Below are 18,909 nucleotides of genomic sequence, written 5' to 3' on the forward strand. Positions count from 1 at the left end.
AGTTTCTAAAAGGGACCGGGTAAGTCCAGTTGCACCTTCCCCAACTGCATATTTTGGAAAAAGAACACCTAACGGAACCCAGTGTATGACCTACATCGTCACCGACAATTGTATCAAATGCAAATATATGGACTGCGTGGAAGTGTGCCCCGTAGATTGTTTCTACGAGGGTGAGAACATGCTCGTGATCCATCCTGACGAATGTATCGACTGTGGGGTATGTGAGCCTGAATGCCCAGCGGAAGCGATTCTGCCAGATACAGAACCGGGCCAAGAAGCATGGCTTGAACTCAATACAAAGTTTGCTGACGTGTGGCCAAACATCACGGAAAAACGTGAACCACCCGAAGATGCAGCTAAGTTTGATGGCGAAACAGGCAAGCTTGAGAAGTATTTCTCTGAAGCACCTGGCGAAGGCGATTGATCCTTCTCACTATTCTGAACAACAAATTAACGATTAAATTGTTAGAAACGCGCAGAAATTGATTCTTGCGCGTTTTTATGTTACACATATGTAACAGTCGTAGTTTTGCCGTTTACCCAACCGTGCCGGAGGGCACGTTTTTTTTGCTCACAAGCGATCAAATTAAGAATTTGGTAACCAGTCACAAGGCCTTCGCAAGCTACGTGAGCGGCATTTTTTGCGACAATGATCAGGATAGATCAGTAAGGGCACTTTTCATTTGAAGTGCCGGGGCGTCAATTAGGAGTTTACCGAATGGCAACTAAAAAGTCAGTACAGCGTCAAGGGTTCAAAACAGGCGAATTCGTTGTGTATCCTGCACATGGCGTGGGCCAAATTACCGGTATTGAAGAGCAAGAAGTAGCAGGCATTTCGCTTGAACTTTTTGTCATCAATTTCGAACAGGACAAACTCACCCTACGCGTACCACTTGCCAAGGTTAAAAGCGTTGGCATGCGCAAGCTTGCCGAAGAAACAGTTGTCGACAAGGCACTCAAAACAGTAACCGGCCGTGCACGTGTTAAGCGCACGATGTGGAGCCGTCGCGCGCAAGAGTACGAAGCCAAGATCAACTCCGGCGATCTTATTTCAATTGCTGAAGTTGTCCGGGATTTGTTCCGTTCAGAAGAACAGCCTGAGCAATCTTACTCAGAGCGTCAATTGTTTGAAGCTGCAATTGACCGCATGTCACGCGAAATCAGCGTTGTGAACAAAATCTCGCTCACAGAAGCGCTCAAACTTATTCAAAAGAATTTGGCGAAAAGCCCACGTCGTGGTGCCAAATCAGATGATGCTGATGATTCAGAGGAAGCAGCAGCATAACGCTGAAGTTTTCATCTTTATTCAAAATGGGGCTGGTCATTTGACTGGCCCTATTTTTTGCGCACTATTTTGTAGCTCTGCCCTGGGATAAGCTGATCGCCCGGCAACAAGCCATTTAGCACATTAAACAAGGCGGTTGCATCCGATACGCCGCTCATGCGCGCCACCAAGTCACGCGCGGATTGTCCAGAGCGCGCTTCAACCACAGCCAATTCAAATCGCTGAATTTGCTTTAAGTCCGCGCTGCGCAATTTGCGGAAACTTGAAAGCGTGAAGTCAAAATCGCTCCGCAACCGTTTGCCCGCTTCTTTCGCAGCAAATATGAAGCGATAAACTTGGCCCTCAAATCGCACAACGGCGATCTCAAATGCCCAATCTTTTGTTTTCGCAGACGCTGTAACCATCGGCACATTATTGCGGCTGGTTGATTTGATGGTCGCATCGTTGAGACCAGCCACCCACCCTGATTTCAAATAGTCTTCGAGCGAGACATCTTCAGGCACAAACACACTGTCAAACCGTGCTGCTGTGCCATCTTTCGCGACCGCCACAACTGAAGCGTTTGCATTGGTCAGCTCATAAGAGTTCGGAACCGCAAAAACAAAACCCAAATTGGGGTGAATATAGCGCTGTCCGGCAATTGCGCCATTGTTTGGGTTTGGCCCAAATGCAATACCGTCAATCGCTTTCAAATAGCGCTCACGTTCTGTGGCCCCAATTCCCGGCGCGCCAAAACCTCGCGCTGCTTTCACCGCCAGCTCAATGCGGTCCGGCGTTGACGGGTGGCTCGACAAGAAATCATCACCAGACTGGGATTTTGATTTATAAGCCGCAAACTGCGCCATTAATCCCAAGAACCGGGCCGCGGCATGTGGATCATATCCCGCCTGCCCCGCAATTTTCACGCCTTCTTTATCCGCCGACAACTCTTGGGATTGGGAGAATGCCGCCAACGAAAGCTTAGAGCGTGCAGCAGATTGATCTGTTTCTGGGTTCGACCCCAATATGCCACCAATCACACGGTCGACAATCTTGCTGGTGCGCTCTCTATTAGACCGCTCCCGCGCATGACGTAGGGTCAAATGCGCTATCTCATGCGCAATTACCGCTGCCAGTTCAGATTCGTCATTCGCCAATGCCAGAATGCCGCGCGTAACGTAAATATAGCCGCCTGGAAGCGCAAAAGCGTTTACTTCTTCACTATCCAGAATAGTCACGGTCAACTGACTAGAGCCTTCGCCAGCTGCCACCAACAGCTTGCTGGCGAGGCGCGCCAGCATAATCTCGGTCGAACGATCATCATATGCGCCACCGTAGGATGCAACTATCTTAGGGTGTTCGCGCTGACCAATGATATGGTCAGATGGATCTGTTCCCGCAGGTACCGCCGTACCACCATCGCCCAACCGGCTTACACCAACATTTGGACCACCATCAAAAATGGTTGTGCAGCCCAAAATTGAGCTGCTCAACAAACCAGCAATGATGATCCGATGCCATTTCATCTTACTTAAACGCCAATATTTCAATTTGTTCTGGGTGCGTCACATCAATACGTGGGCCATCATTGATATCAATCCAACCCCTAATGCGCACAAATGCATCATCAAGTTTATTAAGATCGATTCCGGCTTCGTCAAAATGCTTGACCGCACGCCGATCAATCACAGCGGTGAAGTCGGTCTTCCAATCACGCCCGAAGTTAAGATAAACCCGGTGGGCCGTATCGCCTACGCCAAAAATCCGACCCTCGACCAACTCATAATGGCCTTGGCGCTTTTCCAACTGCTGCGGTTTGTGCGCGTCACGCAGCTTATAATATTCATGCTGCCAAATATTAAGTCGATCCGCACGTGCTTGGCGCTCAGCCACCATCAACTCATCCAAACAATGCCGATTGTCGCTAAACGAATATACCCGCGCTAACCCCGCTTCAATCACCGCACGCTGTGCCCATTTGCTTTTGTCATCATCGATGAACATATGCCCCAGCACACGACCATGTCGGTCTTTGCGCGCGCCACCATAATAGATGCGCACATTTTCGCCCATCGCAAAGTCATAAAGAAACGCTTGCGCCTCATCAGCCAACGGCCATTTTTCAAAACCAACGCGACCTAATGGTAGTTTTGGGGCCTGCATTCCGATTAGTCGGATTTTGTCACCATTATCTAGCAACACCGTATCGCCATCGGTCACCTCAACCACACGCCCCTTAGGACCTGGCTTGAGTGTTTCGCAAGCATATACAGCGCCGCCAAAAAAAGTTGTCACGCTCACGAGCACCGCCGCCAAAAATTTAGATGAAATAGAAACCAAGAAATAACGCGCCCCAATAAACCACAAACTGCAACTTAAGTGCGATGTTGCATGAAATTAAGGCAAAAATCATCCCCAATTGCGACTTTTCTCGATCCCGCGCACAAGCTATGTTGCGCTCCGAGTGGTCCCGTAGCTCAGCAGGATAGAGCACCAGATTCCTAATCTGGGGGTCGCGCGTTCGAATCGCGCCGGGATCACCAAACAACCTGATACCCGCAATGATTTAGGCGGACCAGAGGTCGTGCATTCCAATAAACTCAGCTGCTGACAGGCATGCAGCAAGCGCAGAGGGGCAATTACTGGAGGATAAGGTTCAGTTGTTTATTGATGTGCAGCTTATCGCAAAAGTTCGAGTGCAACTAAATTCATAAGCGGTCCGACACCTTTTGGATCGTCATTTACACATTTTTCAGAAACATAATACTCAGCTGTTCCATCTCGATAACGGTCTTGATACTTCCCCAAACCAGCAACATGACAGATCCCCGTCATTGCTTGACTTCCATTTTGCTCGCAAGACAATACAGAGTTAAAAAGTCCTTGCGCAGATATGGGTTTCTCGTCCCCAACCCCTAGGCGTTCTGCTTTATTAAGCGCATAAACGAACATAGCGGATGCTGAACTTTCTTCGAAATTTCCTTCTAGCTGCGGTTGATCGATTACCTGCAACCAAAGTCCATTCGATGTCCTGAAACCAGAAATCTTTTCAAGAAGATCGACCGTTTGACTGTGAAGAGGCTCAAACTCTTCGTCTGTCGTCAATTCAGCGATGTCCACCAAAGACATGGCAACCCAACCAAGAGCGCGCGCCCAATGGGCTTTTGGGTGCCCAGTTTCGGCATCTGCCCAACGTTGTTTTTTCGCTTCGTCAAAGGCATGGGCATAAAGGCCAGTTTCCTCAACAAAAGTTTCTTCAAGCGCGGTTGCGACCTGATTGATTCCATCCAAAACCAGTTCTTGGTCATTAGTGACTTTGCCGAATTCGATTTGGAACGGATGCCCCATATATAGACCATCTAGCCAGATCTGCCATGGATATCGCAGCTTGTGCCAATAGACGCCCGATTTTGTGCGCGGATGTGTGCGCAATTGTTCCATGAGGTGCTCAGCGGCGCGCAAATAACGGTTTTCACCCACGGTTTTATGCAAATAAAGCAGCGAGCGTCCTGGCTGAATATTGTCAATGTTATAGTCGTTTGGATTATACCCGGCCAAATAGCCATTTGGATCAATTTGCTTGTCGATCAGCCGGATTAAGTGACTTAACCATTTTTCATCGCCTGTGGCCTTATGCAACTCGCAAAGGCCGCGATAAATCAAACCATCTTCATAGCACCAAGCACCACCCTTATAGTATAAGTGTTCGCTGGCGATACGTTCGCAATAATCCAACAGGTGTTTCATTGTTGCTGGGTCCCATCAAGTTGTACGACCTGTCCTTGCAATTGCGCGAACTCACAATAAGCATCGACATTGCACATCTCTGGCACGTGCAACGCCATCAGCGGAACACCAGGTGTAGAGTTTTGGTTGAACTGAATTTGAAAGTTGTCGACCAACACACCCTTGATCGGTGCTTCTGGTAGACCAAGGAGCGCAATGCCAACTTGCTCAACGCCGGTGGCAACTACGTCGCGAATTTCGATGTTTTGGACATGTGGCGTTGAACCATCGACAGCGTGCGGGGTGCGATCTTGCACCCACTCGCTTTTGCCGTCATGATCGCAGAAATAAAATGAATTGGCGGTAATAGGCGCTGGTACATTCCGCATCAGCACGTCCTGGATAAATACGTTCTCAACCTTGCCGCCGCGCCCGCGCCGGGTTTTGATCCGAATGCCGCGATCGGTACCATCAAATTCACATTTTTCAACGCGCACATTCGTGATGGAGCCTGACATTTCTGACCCAAGCACCACTGCGCCGTGGCCTTTTTCCATCAAACAATGAGAAATGTGCAAACCCATTGTTGGGGCCAAATGTTGCGCATAGCCATCGTCGGCTTTTTTGCCCGCTTTTACCGCAATGCAATCGTCGCCAACCGTAAAGCGCGACGCAACGATTGAAGTGTTCTCGCAGCTTTCGGGGTTCAAGCCATCTGTGTTTGGGCTGTCCGCCGGGTTCAAAATCGTAATGTTGGAAAAGTGCACAGATTTGCACCGATAGGGATGCACGGTCCAAGAAGGCGAGTTCTGGACTTGCACACCTGTTAGTGAGCAATTTGTGCAGCCTATAAGATGAAGTGTTCTCGCTCGCCGCGCGCCAACTCTGGTGCCTTTGGGCCATTCCCACCAGTCACCAACATCGCCGCCGCCATCAATAATCCCGTTGCCGGCTATATGTAGATTATGACAGTTAATCGCGGTGATGACGGCAGCATAACAGTTCGAAGGCAAACCCTCCCAACTGCCAATTGTAGCGTCATCGTCCCCATGGGCTGACAATATAGGCCAGCCTTCGCGGCTGCTCACAGCACTTAGTTGGGCGCCTTCTTCAAAGTGAACGGTCATGTCGCTTTTTAGGAATAAGGGACGCGTATGAAAGTTTCCTGGTGGAATGCTTAGAGTGCCGTTTGCCGGTGTAGCGGCGATTGCTGCACTAAAAGCGTCGCAATTATCCTCTTTTGTAGCGCTAATGCCAAAATCGCTTGCCTCAACAAAGCCACCGCATGCACTTGTGCCAAATTGTAACGAGGTGTCTGAGCATTCAAAAATGTAAGTTGTTTCTGGCTCAAGTTCGGAAAGAAACAAGCCAGTTCTGTCGGACATACCAGACCGCACTTCTTCGCCCTGCTTGTACAATTGCCAAGCTTGGGGGGTGTGCAAGTAGTATTTAGCTTTGTCTTGAACAAGCAATAGCGAGGCTGTCCTTGCCGTTGCCGCCAAGAGTTCCAACTTAATCATTTGAATTCTCTTACATTTGAAGAGTGCCGGCTAGGGCCGACACTCCAAGAATTATGAAAGTTATAGATCTTCCAAAGCTTCTTCGATCGCGTAGATCATCTCATCAGCTGCAGTTGCAGCGTCCACTTCACCATATGCAAAGAGCTCAAGATTGTCTTGAAGCGCAGAACGCACATCTGGGAACTCCATCATTGGGTGAATGGCTGGTCCCTCAGCATTTATTACGCGGGCTTGAGCAGCGATTTGCACCTGTTCAACCGCGCCAGCACTTAGCAATTGGCTACGTGCTGCGGTAGACCCGGGCAACCCACGGGTCGCGCCAAGGGCTGCAACACCCTCTTCTTCGTTCAACAAGCAATTGACGATTTGCGCCGCTGCTTCTTTGTTGGGTGAGTTCTTGGAAATAGAGAACACCATCGACGCCTTGCGGTAGATACCTGGCGTCTTTTGACCTTCTTGGCTCAAAAGATCCACATAGGTCAATTCTTGACCGTCTTCCATTGGGTCGGAAATCTTGAAATACGTTGAATCCCACTGATACGTACCGCCAATTTTGCCGCTCGCCCAATTTGGATTTTCATGTAGAGCAATATTGCCTGCAGCTGCGACATCTTTCCAAGGCATCAAAACGTGATTGTCCACCAATGTTTGATAGAATTCGATAGCGCGAACAAGATCTTCTTTTGACCAGTCAAACTTGCTGGTTTCTGGATTGATCAAGGCTTTGCCCGTCGCTTGCGTACCGTATAGTGTTACGATTAGCGCGGCATCTAGGCGTGAAGCTTCAAACGGGAAATAGTCGTCGCCAAGCTTTTCCTTGAAGACTGGACCAGCAGCAAGCAAGTCATCCCAAGTTTTTGGCAAATCCAGACCGGCTTTTTCCCAAGTGGTTTTGTTGAATGCAAACAAACGACCTGTTGTAGAAATGGGCAAACCGTTTAGCTTGCCGTTCATTGTGCCGGCCTGAAGCTGATCGCCATCCCAATTGGACAGATCAATAATGTCGGCAAGCTCCGCCAAATTGGCAAGACCATTACCGTCAGCAGAATAGATCGACAGCCATGGCCAGTTCACTTGCATAATGTCAGCTTCTGTGCCGCCAGCAATCTGTGTGGTGAGCTTTTCGTAGTGGCCCGACCAACCAGTATATTCTGGATTGATAGTGTGACCGTGCTTTACGCCACAAACTTTCAGCGCCTCTTGAGTTGCAACGTGGCGGCTATCTCCTCCCCACCAGCTCATGCGCAATTCTGCGGCCTGGCCAACGCTCACAAGCGCCGTTGTAGCCAACACTGTGCCTAAAATATGTCGTTTCATTTTCAACTTTCCTCCCTGTTGGATTAGTCATCAACGCTGGCCAGCGAGATATTTTCGCCAGTATCAACGTCAAATAGATGAACTTTGGAACCGACGGGTTTAAGCCCGACTTTGCTTCCTCGTTGAAGCGACTTGTCAAAGCGCTCCGACGAAATCACAGCGACGAAATCTGCATCTCCAGATCTTGCGTGAAGATTGATTTCGTGCCCCATGAATTCAAGATTTGTGATGGTCGCGACAAAACAATTATCAGCGTTCGGCGTTGTTACTTCGATATGTTGAGGTCGAACGCCAAGCTGTACTTTTCCGCTTTTTTTCTTAATCCGCCGTGCCAGCCCTTCATCTATCGCGACCCCCTTGCCGGATAGCTCAAGCAACGGTTTGCCGCTTTCGCTCCACGACAAATCGACAGGCACCAAATTCATCTCTGGCATACCAATAAAGCCAGCAACGAATGCGTTTGCAGGTCGCTCATAAAGCGTTGCAGGATCAGCGACCTGCATGATGCGTCCATCTTTCATCACGCAAATCCGGTCGCCCATTGTCATGGCTTCCACCTGGTCATGTGTGACATAAACAACGGTGGCAGGACGCCCCTCATCTCTTAGTCTTTTGTGCAAATCGGTGATGCGCACCCGCATCGACGCGCGGAGTTTGGCATCCAAATTCGACAATGGTTCGTCAAACAGAAAAACTTCTGGTTGCTTGATGAGGGCACGACCGAGTGCAACCCGTTGCGCTTGACCACCAGATAATTGCTTTGGCAACCGATCAAGAAGTTCTCCAATCTCCAAAATGCCAGAGACTTCTGCGGTTGCGTTTCTAATCTTTTCTTTTGGTTCCCGCTTGAGCTTCAACCCGAATGACAGATTGTTGTGGACTTTCATATGCGGGTACAACGCATAGTTTTGAAAAACCATAGCGATCCCGCGCTTGCCAGGCACCAGATCGTTGACCAACCTGTCTCCAATCCAAATCTCACCACCCGAAATGGTCTCCAGCCCGGCAATCATCCGCAAGGTCGTCGATTTGGCGCAGCCAGACGGTCCAACAAGAACCATGAACTCGCCTTCTGCGACCTCCAAATCAATGCCGTGAACAGCTTTGAAGCTATTGCCGTAGACCTTTTCGACCGACTTTAAGGAAAGGTGTGCCATTAGCCTTTTACGCCTCCAGTAGAGATACCTTCGATGAATGATTTCTGCGCCATGAAGAACACAACCAACGAAGGTGTTAGCGCCAACACAGTCATGGCCAAGATTTGGTTCCAATTGAACGCTTCAGTCGCATCGATGCTAAGCTTTAGGGCCAAACTAACCGGGTAATTTTCGACCGTGGATATATAGATTAATGGCCCAAGAAAATCATTCATCGTCCACATGAATTGGAACAGACAAACCGACACCAATGCAGGCGCTAATATCGGCACCACGATAAAGATCAACGTCTGCAGACTATTCGCACCGTCAACGCGTGAAGCCTCTTCCATTTCTCGCGGAATGGCCCGCAAGAACTGCACCAACATGAACACAAAGAAGGCTTCCCACGCGAACCATTGCGGAACAAAAAGCGGCAGATAAGTGTCAAGCCAACCCAGTTCGCGGAACAACAAATATTGTGGAATTCGCGTTACAACATCAGGCAGCAAAAGCGTGGCGATGAGAATGGCAAAAAGGACCTTCTTGCCGGGGAATTCAAACCTTGCAAACCCATAGGCAACCAATGTCGAAGATATAGCTGTGCCTATAACCTTGGGAATCGCGATTTTCATTGAATTGAGGAAAAAGTGCCCAAATGTATATGGCGTTGAGGTTTTCCAACCATCCACATACCCTTGCGTTGTTGGCTCTTTTGGCCAAAACCACGGACTGGAGAAGATCTCGTTGTTGCTTTTGAACGAAGCACCAATTAGCCATACGAGCGGATAGATCATGATCAAGCCAAAAATGATCAACAAGCAGTATCGCAAAGATACGCTGATGCGCTCACGTCGACGTCGACGACGCTCAGTCAACGACGCTTCTGTAGTGTTTGCGGTTAGGTCTTGAGTGTTTTGTGAGGAAATGCTCATGGCTTAACTCCTCTTGTCGCCGGCGTAGTACACCCACTTTTTGGATGACCAGAACGCCACGAGCGTTAGCGACATAATGATGACAAATAACACCCAAGCTATGGCCGATGCGTTGCCCATGTCGAAACTTTTGAAGGCTTCGTCGTAGATATAAAGAGACAACAAATAGGTCGACTTAAGCGGGCCGCCTTCAGTGATAATGTAGGGGCCATTAAACTCTTGGAATGCCTGCACGGTTTGCATGATCAGATTGAAGAAAATTACCGGCGTGATAAGGGGCAATGTGATGCTTTTGAACGTGTGCCAAGGGCCTGCACCATCAATAGCCGCCGCCTCGTAAAGTGACTTATCAACGGACTGGAGCGCTGCGAGGAAAATCACCATTGCAGAGCCAAATTGCCAGATCCGCAAAAGCGTGATGGTAAACAGCGCATTAGCGGGCTCGCCAAACCAATTGACCGGTTCGCCGCCAAACAACGCGATGATCATATTCATCAAGCCCGTATCGGCAAAAATGTAACGCCACAAAACTGCAATAGCGATCGATCCACCCAAAATTGATGGCACATAATAAGCCGTGCGGAAGAAGTTGATGCCCTTCAATCGATAATTGAGCACCACGGCAATAAACAGCGCAAAAATCAGCTTCAGCGGCACAGTGGTGAAAACATATGTCAACGTAACAGTGAGCGATTTTTTGAAAGTCCTGTCGCGCGTAAACAGCTTCTCATAATTCTCAAGCCCCACCCATTCAGGTGCGGACAACAAGTTATAGTCAGTGAAGCTAAGTAGGAATGAGGCTGCAAATGGAAATGCTGTGAAAAGCAAAAGTCCAATAATATAAGGCGCAACATACCAGAGGCCCAAAAACTTGCTATCACCACCCATCTAAGCAGCCCTCGCGATTTCTTTTGGCAACAGGTGTGAAGTCGCAGCAACCATTTGCGTGTACAGTGCTCGTGCTTGCGCCTTTGGCAGGTGCCTAACGAGCGGGTCAGACGCAAAAAGCTCAACCAGCGGTGCAACATCGCTGGTTAGAACGGCATCCAGCAAATTTGTCTGTCGCTGGGCGTGATCCTTTATGATTTCGAGCAAAGCTGGCGGCAACGAACCAGAGAATATTGGCTGAATACCGCGCCCCGAAAAGACCGCATTGGTTTCAACAATTGTCCCATCAGCCAAACCTGCAATCTGACCAACGTTTGGCAAGTTCACGTTGCTGATGAAGGGCTGTCCGCTCATCAGCGCAACGATTTGATCGGTCAAAGCCTCATCCGATTTTTTGCCGAATAGTGGTGCCTCGCCGCGTGCGGCTTGCTCAAGACGGGCAATCTTAATTGCCCGATCCTTTTTGCGATATTCAATTGGCGTTAGCGCAAAGCCCCAACTTTCTGGATCTTCAAGATAATACCGCCCGGGCAGGAACTCGGCCAAATGGCGATCGCCAGCAGCGGCCGGCATGCCAAACCTTTGCAACAAATCAAAAGAAACTAGGTTACGACTACCAAAGAAGCGATCATGCTCAGCATCGGAGCTTATCTCAGATGGATCCGTCCATCCGCTTTGCCTGTTCTCATTTGAAAACTCGCGATATTGCGGCAACATGTCCTTGCCCCGCACGCTAATCTTATCAACAAAGGTGAAATGATTGATTCCGAGGACGTTGACCTCAACGTCGCGATGCGTGAAAGAGGCACTATCAGCATTCTTGTTGGCAAGTGCCGCCACAAGTTTTCGTATCTTGGTAACCTCGTGGCACTCACCCCAGGCGCGAATGCCTGGAAACACCTTATGAAGCGCGCCGGTGAGGACACTCATTGGGTTCGTGAGATTGCAGACATAGGCGTCGGGAGAACATCTCTTTATCGCTAAACCTATGTCCGCAATCATCGGTATAGCACGCATTGCGCGCATAAATCCGCCAGGGCCTACAGTATCACCTACGGATTGAGAAACCCCATAGCGTGCCGGTATCTCGATATCCGCAGCCATATCATCAAGCGAACCTGGCAAAATGGAGATAACGACAATTTCTGCACCGTTAAGCGCTTCCTCGAGCGAAGAATAAGATTTATAGCGCGCCGCCGCGCCGTTTGAACAATCAGCAAATCGATTGCCAATTGCCGCGTTCCTATCAGCGGCTGACTTATCGATGTCAAACAACCGCACCTCTGCCGCCAATCGATCATCGACAGCTAAATCCGCCATAAGCTTAATGGCCCAATTTGTTGAGCCTCCACCTATATATGCGATTTTGACGGGTATATGTTGATCGTTACGGCGCATTTCTTGATTATGAACCATTAACCATACAATTGGCTTAACGGCACACTCCCTCCCATATGTAGAGAAAATCACAGATTTCTTGCTGTTATTCCTCTGATATGTCAGTTTTAGTGCCGCGCAAGCATTTTCAAAATGGTGAAAAATGGACAAAAAGATGGATGAAATCGAACATGAATCACTCGGGCTAATCCCGATGAAGTCACTTTCACTCTGGCTTGTGCGCTCAACGATCAAAATGAACCACGACCCGAAATGGCGCGTTGAAAAACTAAACCCGACCCATGACCTCGTCATATGCCTGACCGGACGTGGCGAATATGAAATTGAGGGGCGTCCGGGAACCGTTAGCTTTGAACCGGGACAAGCTATGCTCATCCCTGCTTATAAGAGGTTTAGGGGCCGGTATGCAGGCGATGGTGAAATCATGACAGGCGTCGCCCAGCACTTCACCCTCGATCTCTTCGAGCGCGGCGATCTCATCCGCCAAATGAAGCTAAAAGACCCCGTCTGGCTCAAAAATTGGGACGCTTTGGAACCAATGGTTCAGCTATATCGCGAGCAAGCACCTGCTGTTCACACAACGCTGTCACAACACCATCAATTTATGGTCTTTTTGCTCGCATATTTTGATGCAGCATTTGAAGGCTGGAAGACAGAAGAAAATCAACCAGAAAGCCAGGATCACCTTTCAATGCAAATCATGTTGATTGCATCTCGGCTGTCCGCGGATCCTTTGGGCAGCGGTTCGCAAGAGGCGCTAGACGATGTGCCTTATAACGCAGACTATTTCCGACGCGCCTTCAAAGAAAGAATTGGTTACACCCCACAAAAATTCAGAGAATTGAAGCGAATGGAGTTTGCAGCAAATCGTTTAGCCACCGGTATGACTGTGAAGTCTGTTGCTGCAGAGCTTGGATATACAGACCCATATTTCTTCAGCCGATTGTTTAAAAGATATTTGGGTGCGAGCCCGTCCACCTTTATTGAACGTCCCAGCCAAAGCAGACCACCAAGAAGGCGGACATTCACATGACGGCACCAACCTGCCAAGGAACAAATTCATAGTCGCCAAAACCCAAACTCTCACTTTTTGTGCGCGCTCCGCTCGCCACCTCGATTATCAGTTCAAGAAGCTCTTCGCCTTTATCCTCAATGGTTACACCCTGAGAAACAATGTCGCCACAATTGAGGTCCATATCGTCTTGCATATGTCGCCATAGACGATCATTGGTCGCAAGCTTAATCGTGGGGGCAGGCTTAGAGCCAAAGGCGGACCCCCGGCCTGTGGTGAATACGACCAGTTGCGCGCCACCTGCGATTTGACCAGTTGCTGAAACAGGATCAAACCCTGGCGTATCCATGAAAACCAAACCCGGGCCATCAATCTTTTCAGCATAGTCCAAAACTGCCATCAGAGGTGTCGCCCCAGACTTTGCCACAGCACCCAACGATTTCTCAAGGATCGTGGTCAACCCGCCCGCTTTGTTGCCCGGGGAAGGGTTGTTGTCCAAACTCGCATTATTCTGTTCTGCATAGCCCCGCCACCACGCAAGCTTTTCCAGCAAACGCTCGCCAACCGCCTTGCTGCTGGCTCGCGCCAGAAGCAGTTGTTCCGCGCCATAAATCTCTGGCGTTTCCGACAGCACAACCGTGCCCCCGAACCCAACAAGCATATCGCTTGCGCGCCCCAGCGCAGGGTTTGCTGTTATACCCGAATAGCCATCTGAGCCGCCACATTGCAGCGCAACTTTCAGTTTCGAAACGTCACAGCTTGATCGTTCATGTTTGTTGACTTGCGGCAATATCTCCTTGATGTACGCGACCAACCGCTCAATTGTTTTGGCCGTTCCGCCAATGTCCTGAATAGTCAGTCCAAAAAAACGTTCCTCGGTTTCAGCGCCACCATAAATCTGGCGCAACCGGGCGATCTGCATAACTTCACAACCAAGGCCAACAAACACCGCTGCGCCAACATTAGGATGGGTTGCGTAGCCCCACAAAACCCGTTGAAGATTATCCCAACCCGCCCCTTTGGTGGACATGCCACAACCGCTCATATGCGTGCACGCCATAATACCATCTACATTTGGATATTGGTCCAACAGGCCCGAAGCTTCAACAATCGATACAGCACGACGAATTACCGTGGCCGAGCAGTTGACCGTTGCGATAAGGGCGATCATGTTCCGCGTTCCAACGCTGCCATCCGCCCGTTCAAAGCCTTGAAATTGCCGCGGTTTCATCTCAGGAATTGCCGTCGATGCTTCGTTTAGCGCTGATCCAATTGGCATATTGTTTGAGTGAAGAGCAAACACGCAATTATGTGAATGCACATGGCTACCCGCTTCAATATGCTGGCTGGCGAAGCCAATTGAAGCCCCAAACTTGATGACCTCGGATCCTTTTGCGATATCAGTTGAAGCAATCTTATGGCCAGCGCCAATTGCCACACCCAACGACCGACCAATCGCAAGCGGATCTGCGCCTTGAGCAAAGCTTGCGGTGGCAATCAAGACATTATCACTTGAATGTAACCTTATGAGATTGGTCATGCGCGTGCGCCAGCGTAGCCCAATCCAGCAATCGTTCCACGAATTTCGGCTAATCCTCGAAGGCGCCCGATCAAGGGATATCCGGGATGAGCATCAAGCTCACTATCATCAAGCAACTCATGGCCGTGATCCGGTCGGAACGGGATGATCAAATCATCACGACTTGTTTCGCAACGGCGCGCTTCCTCATCCAACAAATGGCGCACCACGGCGACCAAATCCACATCGCCATCAAGATGCTCAGATTCTTGAAACGAACCATCTGACTCACCCGCAACATTTCGCAGATGCGCAAAGTGAATTCGATCTGCAAATCTTGCGGCAAACGCGGGAACATCGTTCTTTGGGTTCGCGCCGAGCGATCCGGTGCACAATGTAATGCCGTTCGACAAATGCGGATCAAGTCCAACAAGGTAGTCGAAGTCTTCCTGGCTTGAAAAAATCCGCGGCAGACCGAACAGATGGCGCGGCGGATCATCAGGATGGACACACATTTTCACGCCCAATTCAGCCGCTGTTGGCATAATTTCAGCAACAAAACGCGAAAGCGAGGCGCGCAAATCATCCGCTGTAAAATCGGACCATTTTTTAAGCTCATCAGCAAGCCCGGACGCGTCATATCGCTTATACTCACCAGGCAGTCCGGACATAATTGAAATTGTCAGCTTTTCCTGTTGCGCCTCGGTCGAGCTCTCCCACCATTTTGTCGCCGCAGCAATTATTTCTGCAGTGTGTTCGTCGCTTTCACGCCCGAGCATAAAAATGTCAAATGCGGCATATTCCGCCATCTCAAACCGCAACGCTGCGCCGCCATTTGCCACCGGCGCGTTTAGGGTTGTTCGAGTCCAGTCCAGCACAGGCATAAAATTGTAGCATATTGTTGTGATGCCAACCTCAGCCAGGTTCTTCAGCGTCTGTCGATAGTTGCTGAACAAAGCATCAAGATTGCCATCACCACGTTTGATGCTTTCGTGCACTGGAACGCTTTCAACCACATCCCAAGTCAACCCCGCGCACTCAATTTCACTTTTGCGGGTTTCAATGTCTTTTGTTTGCCACACATCGCCATAAGGCACCTCATGCAAGGCCGTGACGATGCCAGAAGCACCTGTTTGACGCACCTGATTAAGTGAAATTTTGTCCAGTGGTCCAAACCATCGCCATGTCTCACGCATTGATATGTGCCTCAATAGTTGCCTCAACGCCCAGTGCTTCAATACGTTGATAAGCATCAACCAGCTCACGCAAAAAGACAGGGTTATTTGCGAGTCGCGAGTCGAAAATTTCACTGACTTCCAGGATAGATTGAACTTTTTCTTGCGCCGATCCGGCAGCGTCAAGAAGTTGTTTTAACGTGAAAGCTAAAGGATCGCGCACATCGATCTCCTTGCCCTGCTCATCAATACCGCCCACATATCTGATCCATGCAGCTACGGCGAGACAAAGGCCTTTAGGAACAATGCCATTTGCCAAATTATCAGAGATTGTACCAAGAATTCGCTGCGGCAATTTTTGACTGCCATCCATTGCGATTTGCCATGTCTTATGACGAATTGCAGCATTCTGATACCGCGCCAACAAGCCCTTGCAATAGGCGTTTAAATCTTCGCCTTCCGGTTGCGGCAATGTTGGTAGAATTTCGTCACGCCAAAGGCCTAGGCAAAATGCAGCAAATGAAGAGTTGTTTGAAACTTCGGCAATTGTCACATACCCAGCTAAATAGCCAAGATAGGCAAGGCTAGAATGAGTACCATTCAAACAGCGCAACTTCATCAATTCATGTGCATCGACTGAGGTGACAAACTGTGCGCCGGCCATTTCCCACGCGGGGCGCTCAGCGACAAAATCGTCCTCGATCACCCATTGGCGAAATGGCTCATGCACAACACATGCCGGATCATAAAATCCGGTGCTGTTTTCAAGTTCCTCAACATCCTGCGCAGTGGTGGCGGGTGTAATCCGATCAACCATCGTCGACGGGAACTTGGCGTTTCGATCAATCCATTTGGCCAATTCTTTGTCGACCAGTTTCGCAAATTGCAGAACCAATTTACGCAACACTTGCCCGTTCGAAGGTAGATTGTCGCAAGAAACAATTGTGAATGGCGCTTGACCAGCGCGCCAGCGCCGAGCAAGTCCGGCAACCAAGAAGCCAATAGCCGATTTGGGTTCTGATAGGTTTTTTAAATCATGAATGATGTCTTCATGATCCCCATTCAAATCTCCCGTTGCCGGACTGTGACAATAGCCTTTCTCCGTGATCGTCAGCGTCACCAATTTCACATTGTCAACGCTCAACAGATCAACAATTGCCCCAGGATCTTCTGGCGCAACGAATACGCTTGAGATCGACCTGACAACACGCTCTTTTTTGCCACTTTCAGCCAGCTCAACAGCTGTATATAAATTATCTTGTTCTGCAAGCTGATCACGCGTTGTCGGGCTTTTCAAACTGACAGCCGCAATCCCCCAATCACCGCCATGTTCTTGCAGAACATCATCGGTATAAATTGCACTAAACGCTCGAAAAAATGCGCCTGGTCCGAAATGAACAATGCCAATTTTGGCAGGGCTTTCAGATCGGCTTAATCTGTTTTTACCGTGCAAGCCATCCTCCATCGACATTAAGGATCGCCCCGTGGATATACGCAGAAGCAGGCATGCACAAAAACGTAACAGCGCCAGCGATATCAGCCGGGTCGCCCCAGCGCTGAGCCGGAATACGCGAAAGGATTTCACCATTCCGCTTAGCATCGGCCCGCAAGGCTGCGGTGTTGTTTGTCTCGATATAGCCTGGCGCAACGGCATTTACATTGATGCCTTTTGCCGCCCACTCATTGGCCAAAATCTTAGTCAGCCCCGCAACAGCGTGTTTTGAGGCTGTGTAAGCAGGCACGCGAATGCCGCCTTGAAAGCTCAAAAGCGAGGCAATATTGACGATACGCCCTGTGCCATCCCGCTCAAAAACAGATTTTGCGAAAGCCTGAGACAAAAGGAAAACTGCCTTTTGATTGACGTCTATGACGTCGTCCCAGTCCTGCTCACTATATTCAACTGAATCGGCCCGACGAATGATGCCCGCATTGTTCACCAATATGTCGAGCTCACCCAACTTTTCCAGCGCATCAACGCCAAAACTGCCGTCAGAAAGGTCCAAGCTCGCAGTTTCCGCTGATTTTCCACGTGCAGCAATCAATTGAACGGTCTCATCGCAAGATGACCTGCCCGCTGCAACGACATTTGCGCCTGCGTCTGCGAGGCCGATTGCGATTGCTTGTCCAATACCAGTATTTGCACCCGTCACGAGGGCGCGTTTGCCGGTTAGGTCAAACGCTTCATTCATCGCAATGCCTCCATTGGCACCATGTCCATATCTGTGAAATCAACATTGTCGCCAGCCATTGCCCAGCAGAAGGTATAGGATCCAGTACCTGCCCCACTGTGGATTGACCAAGGTGGCGAGATTACCGCCTCTTCGTTTGCTACAACGATATGTCTTGTTTCGTCAGGTTTGCCCATGAAGTGAAAAACACGCTGATCTTGGGACATATCAAAGTAAAGATATGCCTCCATGCGGCGATCATGCACATGCGCAGGCATCGTGTTCCAAACAGAACCTGGTGCAAATTGGGTATAGCCCATCAACAATTGACAGCTTTCACACACATCAGGATGAAGAAGCTGAATGATTACGCGTTCATTTGCTGCTTCTTGTGAGCCAAGTTCTACCCGTTTTGCATCTTCTATTTTGATGAGCTTTGTCGGATAAGTTTGATGGGCTGGCGCGCTCAAAACATAATATCGGCCAGGTGCTGAAAAAGTAATCTTTCCCGCGCCCTTGCCAATATATAGCACCTCACCATTTCCAACATGGTAGGTTTGGCCGCCAACCGTCACCGCCCCTTCTTCTCCGATGTTCAATATGCCCATTTCACGGCGATCCAAAATAGACTCTGTGCCCGTTTCCGGGACGTTGTCTAAAACCAAGTCCTGCGAAGAAGGCACTGCAGACCCAACAATCAGTCGATCATAGTGCGAGTAAACCAGCTTCAACTCCCCCACGGCGAACAGCCCACCGACATGGAAATGTGCACGAAGGGTTTCTGTGTCAAATCCCTTTGCCGTTGCTGGGTCGACGGCATATCTTGTTTCTGCATTTGGCATTTTTTGCCC

The 18,909-nt window shown here is 49.5% G+C and carries 17 protein-coding genes and 1 tRNA gene; 4 read left to right on the top strand and 14 right to left on the bottom strand.

Translation table 11 applies throughout. The features are described from left to right. The first annotated feature begins 85 nt into the window (after positions 1–85). Together fdxA and QQL65_RS03850 are read left to right on the top strand one after the other, a co-directional pair. On the top strand, positions 86–424 hold the full coding sequence (fdxA, locus tag QQL65_RS03845; protein WP_284362174.1) for a ferredoxin FdxA: 339 nt from the start codon (positions 86–88) through the stop codon (positions 422–424). A 294-nt stretch (positions 425–718) separates the two neighbouring features. Further along, the gene (locus tag QQL65_RS03850) at positions 719–1,285 is read left to right on the top strand and encodes a CarD family transcriptional regulator (protein ID WP_284362175.1); all 567 of its coding nucleotides are present in this window, start codon (positions 719–721) and stop codon (positions 1,283–1,285) included. A gap of 50 nt (positions 1,286–1,335) precedes the next feature. On the opposite strand, the gene QQL65_RS03855 is transcribed toward QQL65_RS03850, so the two are convergent. Then, positions 1,336–2,790, bottom strand: coding sequence for a M48 family metalloprotease (locus QQL65_RS03855; protein WP_284362176.1), 1,455 nt, complete (start codon positions 2,788–2,790; stop codon positions 1,336–1,338). Between the two features lies 1 nt (position 2,791). After that, positions 2,792–3,565 carry a thermonuclease family protein gene (locus QQL65_RS03860; protein ID WP_284362177.1) on the bottom strand — a complete coding sequence of 258 codons (774 nt, stop codon included), beginning with the start codon at positions 3,563–3,565 and terminating at the stop codon, positions 2,792–2,794. A 165-nt stretch (positions 3,566–3,730) separates the two neighbouring features. Here QQL65_RS03860 and QQL65_RS03865 point away from each other — a divergent pair. Further along, a tRNA-Arg gene (locus tag QQL65_RS03865) sits at positions 3,731–3,807 on the top strand. 136 nt (positions 3,808–3,943) lie between these two features. Here QQL65_RS03865 and QQL65_RS03870 read toward each other — a convergent pair. From QQL65_RS03870 to QQL65_RS03900, 7 genes are read right to left on the bottom strand one after another with little or no spacing between them, the layout of a single operon-like run. Continuing rightward, positions 3,944–5,011 carry a glycoside hydrolase family 88/105 protein gene (locus QQL65_RS03870; protein ID WP_284362178.1) on the bottom strand — a complete coding sequence of 356 codons (1,068 nt, stop codon included), beginning with the start codon at positions 5,009–5,011 and terminating at the stop codon, positions 3,944–3,946. Then, complete coding sequence (pglA, locus tag QQL65_RS03875) at positions 5,008–6,510, bottom strand: polygalacturonase PglA (protein WP_284362179.1); 1,503 nt, start codon at positions 6,508–6,510, stop codon at positions 5,008–5,010. The genes QQL65_RS03870 and pglA overlap by 4 nt, the downstream gene beginning before the upstream one ends. A 60-nt stretch (positions 6,511–6,570) precedes the next feature. After that, a complete protein-coding gene (locus QQL65_RS03880; protein WP_284362180.1) occupies positions 6,571–7,827 on the bottom strand; it encodes an ABC transporter substrate-binding protein in 1,257 nt (418 codons plus the stop codon). A gap of 23 nt (positions 7,828–7,850) precedes the next feature. Beyond that, positions 7,851–8,984: an ABC transporter ATP-binding protein gene (locus QQL65_RS03885; protein WP_284362181.1), complete on the bottom strand. Its 1,134-nt coding sequence runs from the start codon at positions 8,982–8,984 to the stop codon at positions 7,851–7,853. Continuing rightward, positions 8,984–9,898 (bottom strand): carbohydrate ABC transporter permease, encoded by a 915-nt coding sequence (locus QQL65_RS03890; protein ID WP_284362182.1) that lies wholly within the window; start codon positions 9,896–9,898, stop codon positions 8,984–8,986. The genes QQL65_RS03885 and QQL65_RS03890 overlap by 1 nt, the downstream gene beginning before the upstream one ends. Before the next feature lie 3 nt (positions 9,899–9,901). Next, positions 9,902–10,786, bottom strand: coding sequence for a carbohydrate ABC transporter permease (locus tag QQL65_RS03895; RefSeq protein ID WP_284362183.1), 885 nt, complete (start codon positions 10,784–10,786; stop codon positions 9,902–9,904). Continuing rightward, positions 10,787–12,202: a family 4 glycosyl hydrolase gene (locus tag QQL65_RS03900; RefSeq protein ID WP_348529125.1), complete on the bottom strand. Its 1,416-nt coding sequence runs from the start codon at positions 12,200–12,202 to the stop codon at positions 10,787–10,789. Between the two features lie 136 nt (positions 12,203–12,338). On the opposite strand from QQL65_RS03900, the gene QQL65_RS03905 reads away from it, so the two are divergent. Further along, positions 12,339–13,217, top strand: coding sequence for an AraC family transcriptional regulator (locus QQL65_RS03905; RefSeq protein WP_284362184.1), 879 nt, complete (start codon positions 12,339–12,341; stop codon positions 13,215–13,217). Here the strand turns inward: QQL65_RS03905 and QQL65_RS03910 are convergent. The 5 genes from QQL65_RS03910 to kduI are packed head-to-tail and all read right to left on the bottom strand — an operon-like array spanning position 13,210 to position 18,900. Next, positions 13,210–14,736 (bottom strand): UxaA family hydrolase, encoded by a 1,527-nt coding sequence (locus QQL65_RS03910; RefSeq protein ID WP_284362185.1) that lies wholly within the window; start codon positions 14,734–14,736, stop codon positions 13,210–13,212. The two genes, QQL65_RS03905 and QQL65_RS03910, sit on opposite strands and share 8 nt — an antisense overlap. Next, complete coding sequence (gene uxuA / locus QQL65_RS03915) at positions 14,733–15,911, bottom strand: mannonate dehydratase (protein WP_284362187.1); 1,179 nt, start codon at positions 15,909–15,911, stop codon at positions 14,733–14,735. Before uxuA ends, QQL65_RS03910 begins: the two co-directional genes overlap by 4 nt. Continuing rightward, on the bottom strand, positions 15,904–17,361 hold the full coding sequence (locus QQL65_RS03920) for a mannitol dehydrogenase family protein (RefSeq protein ID WP_284362188.1): 1,458 nt from the start codon (positions 17,359–17,361) through the stop codon (positions 15,904–15,906). Before QQL65_RS03920 ends, uxuA begins: the two co-directional genes overlap by 8 nt. Then, complete coding sequence (kduD, locus tag QQL65_RS03925; protein WP_284362189.1) at positions 17,333–18,079, bottom strand: 2-dehydro-3-deoxy-D-gluconate 5-dehydrogenase KduD; 747 nt, start codon at positions 18,077–18,079, stop codon at positions 17,333–17,335. Before kduD ends, QQL65_RS03920 begins: the two co-directional genes overlap by 29 nt. Next, on the bottom strand, positions 18,076–18,900 hold the full coding sequence (kduI, locus tag QQL65_RS03930) for a 5-dehydro-4-deoxy-D-glucuronate isomerase (protein ID WP_284362190.1): 825 nt from the start codon (positions 18,898–18,900) through the stop codon (positions 18,076–18,078). The genes kduD and kduI overlap by 4 nt, the downstream gene beginning before the upstream one ends. Positions 18,901–18,909: the final 9 nt, after the last annotated feature.

It is taken from the genome of Maritalea porphyrae, from assembly GCF_030159895.1.
Classification (GTDB): Bacteria; Pseudomonadota; Alphaproteobacteria; order Rhizobiales; family Devosiaceae; genus Maritalea; species Maritalea porphyrae.

Excerpts from the sequence above, each read along its gene's own strand:
- QQL65_RS03895 (WP_284362183.1), bottom strand. The coding sequence starts at position 10,786 with ATGGGTGGTGATAGCAAGTTTTTGGGCCTCTGGTATGTTGCGCCTTAT.
- QQL65_RS03920 (WP_284362188.1), bottom strand. The coding sequence starts at position 17,361 with ATGTCGATGGAGGATGGCTTGCACGGTAAAAACAGATTAAGCCGATCT.
- QQL65_RS03880 (WP_284362180.1), bottom strand. The coding sequence starts at position 7,827 with ATGAAACGACATATTTTAGGCACAGTGTTGGCTACAACGGCGCTTGTG.
- QQL65_RS03885 (WP_284362181.1), bottom strand. The coding sequence starts at position 8,984 with ATGGCACACCTTTCCTTAAAGTCGGTCGAAAAGGTCTACGGCAATAGC.
- kduD (WP_284362189.1), bottom strand. The coding sequence starts at position 18,079 with ATGAATGAAGCGTTTGACCTAACCGGCAAACGCGCCCTCGTGACGGGT.
- kduI (WP_284362190.1), bottom strand. The coding sequence starts at position 18,900 with ATGCCAAATGCAGAAACAAGATATGCCGTCGACCCAGCAACGGCAAAG.
- QQL65_RS03910 (WP_284362185.1), bottom strand. The coding sequence starts at position 14,736 with ATGACCAATCTCATAAGGTTACATTCAAGTGATAATGTCTTGATTGCC.
- uxuA (WP_284362187.1), bottom strand. The coding sequence starts at position 15,911 with ATGCGTGAGACATGGCGATGGTTTGGACCACTGGACAAAATTTCACTT.
- fdxA (WP_284362174.1), top strand. The coding sequence starts at position 86 with ATGACCTACATCGTCACCGACAATTGTATCAAATGCAAATATATGGAC.
- QQL65_RS03855 (WP_284362176.1), bottom strand. The coding sequence starts at position 2,790 with ATGAAATGGCATCGGATCATCATTGCTGGTTTGTTGAGCAGCTCAATT.
- QQL65_RS03890 (WP_284362182.1), bottom strand. The coding sequence starts at position 9,898 with ATGAGCATTTCCTCACAAAACACTCAAGACCTAACCGCAAACACTACA.
- QQL65_RS03900 (WP_348529125.1), bottom strand. The coding sequence starts at position 12,202 with ATGGTTCATAATCAAGAAATGCGCCGTAACGATCAACATATACCCGTC.
- pglA (WP_284362179.1), bottom strand. The coding sequence starts at position 6,510 with ATGATTAAGTTGGAACTCTTGGCGGCAACGGCAAGGACAGCCTCGCTA.
- QQL65_RS03850 (WP_284362175.1), top strand. The coding sequence starts at position 719 with ATGGCAACTAAAAAGTCAGTACAGCGTCAAGGGTTCAAAACAGGCGAA.
- QQL65_RS03870 (WP_284362178.1), bottom strand. The coding sequence starts at position 5,011 with ATGAAACACCTGTTGGATTATTGCGAACGTATCGCCAGCGAACACTTA.
- QQL65_RS03905 (WP_284362184.1), top strand. The coding sequence starts at position 12,339 with ATGGATGAAATCGAACATGAATCACTCGGGCTAATCCCGATGAAGTCA.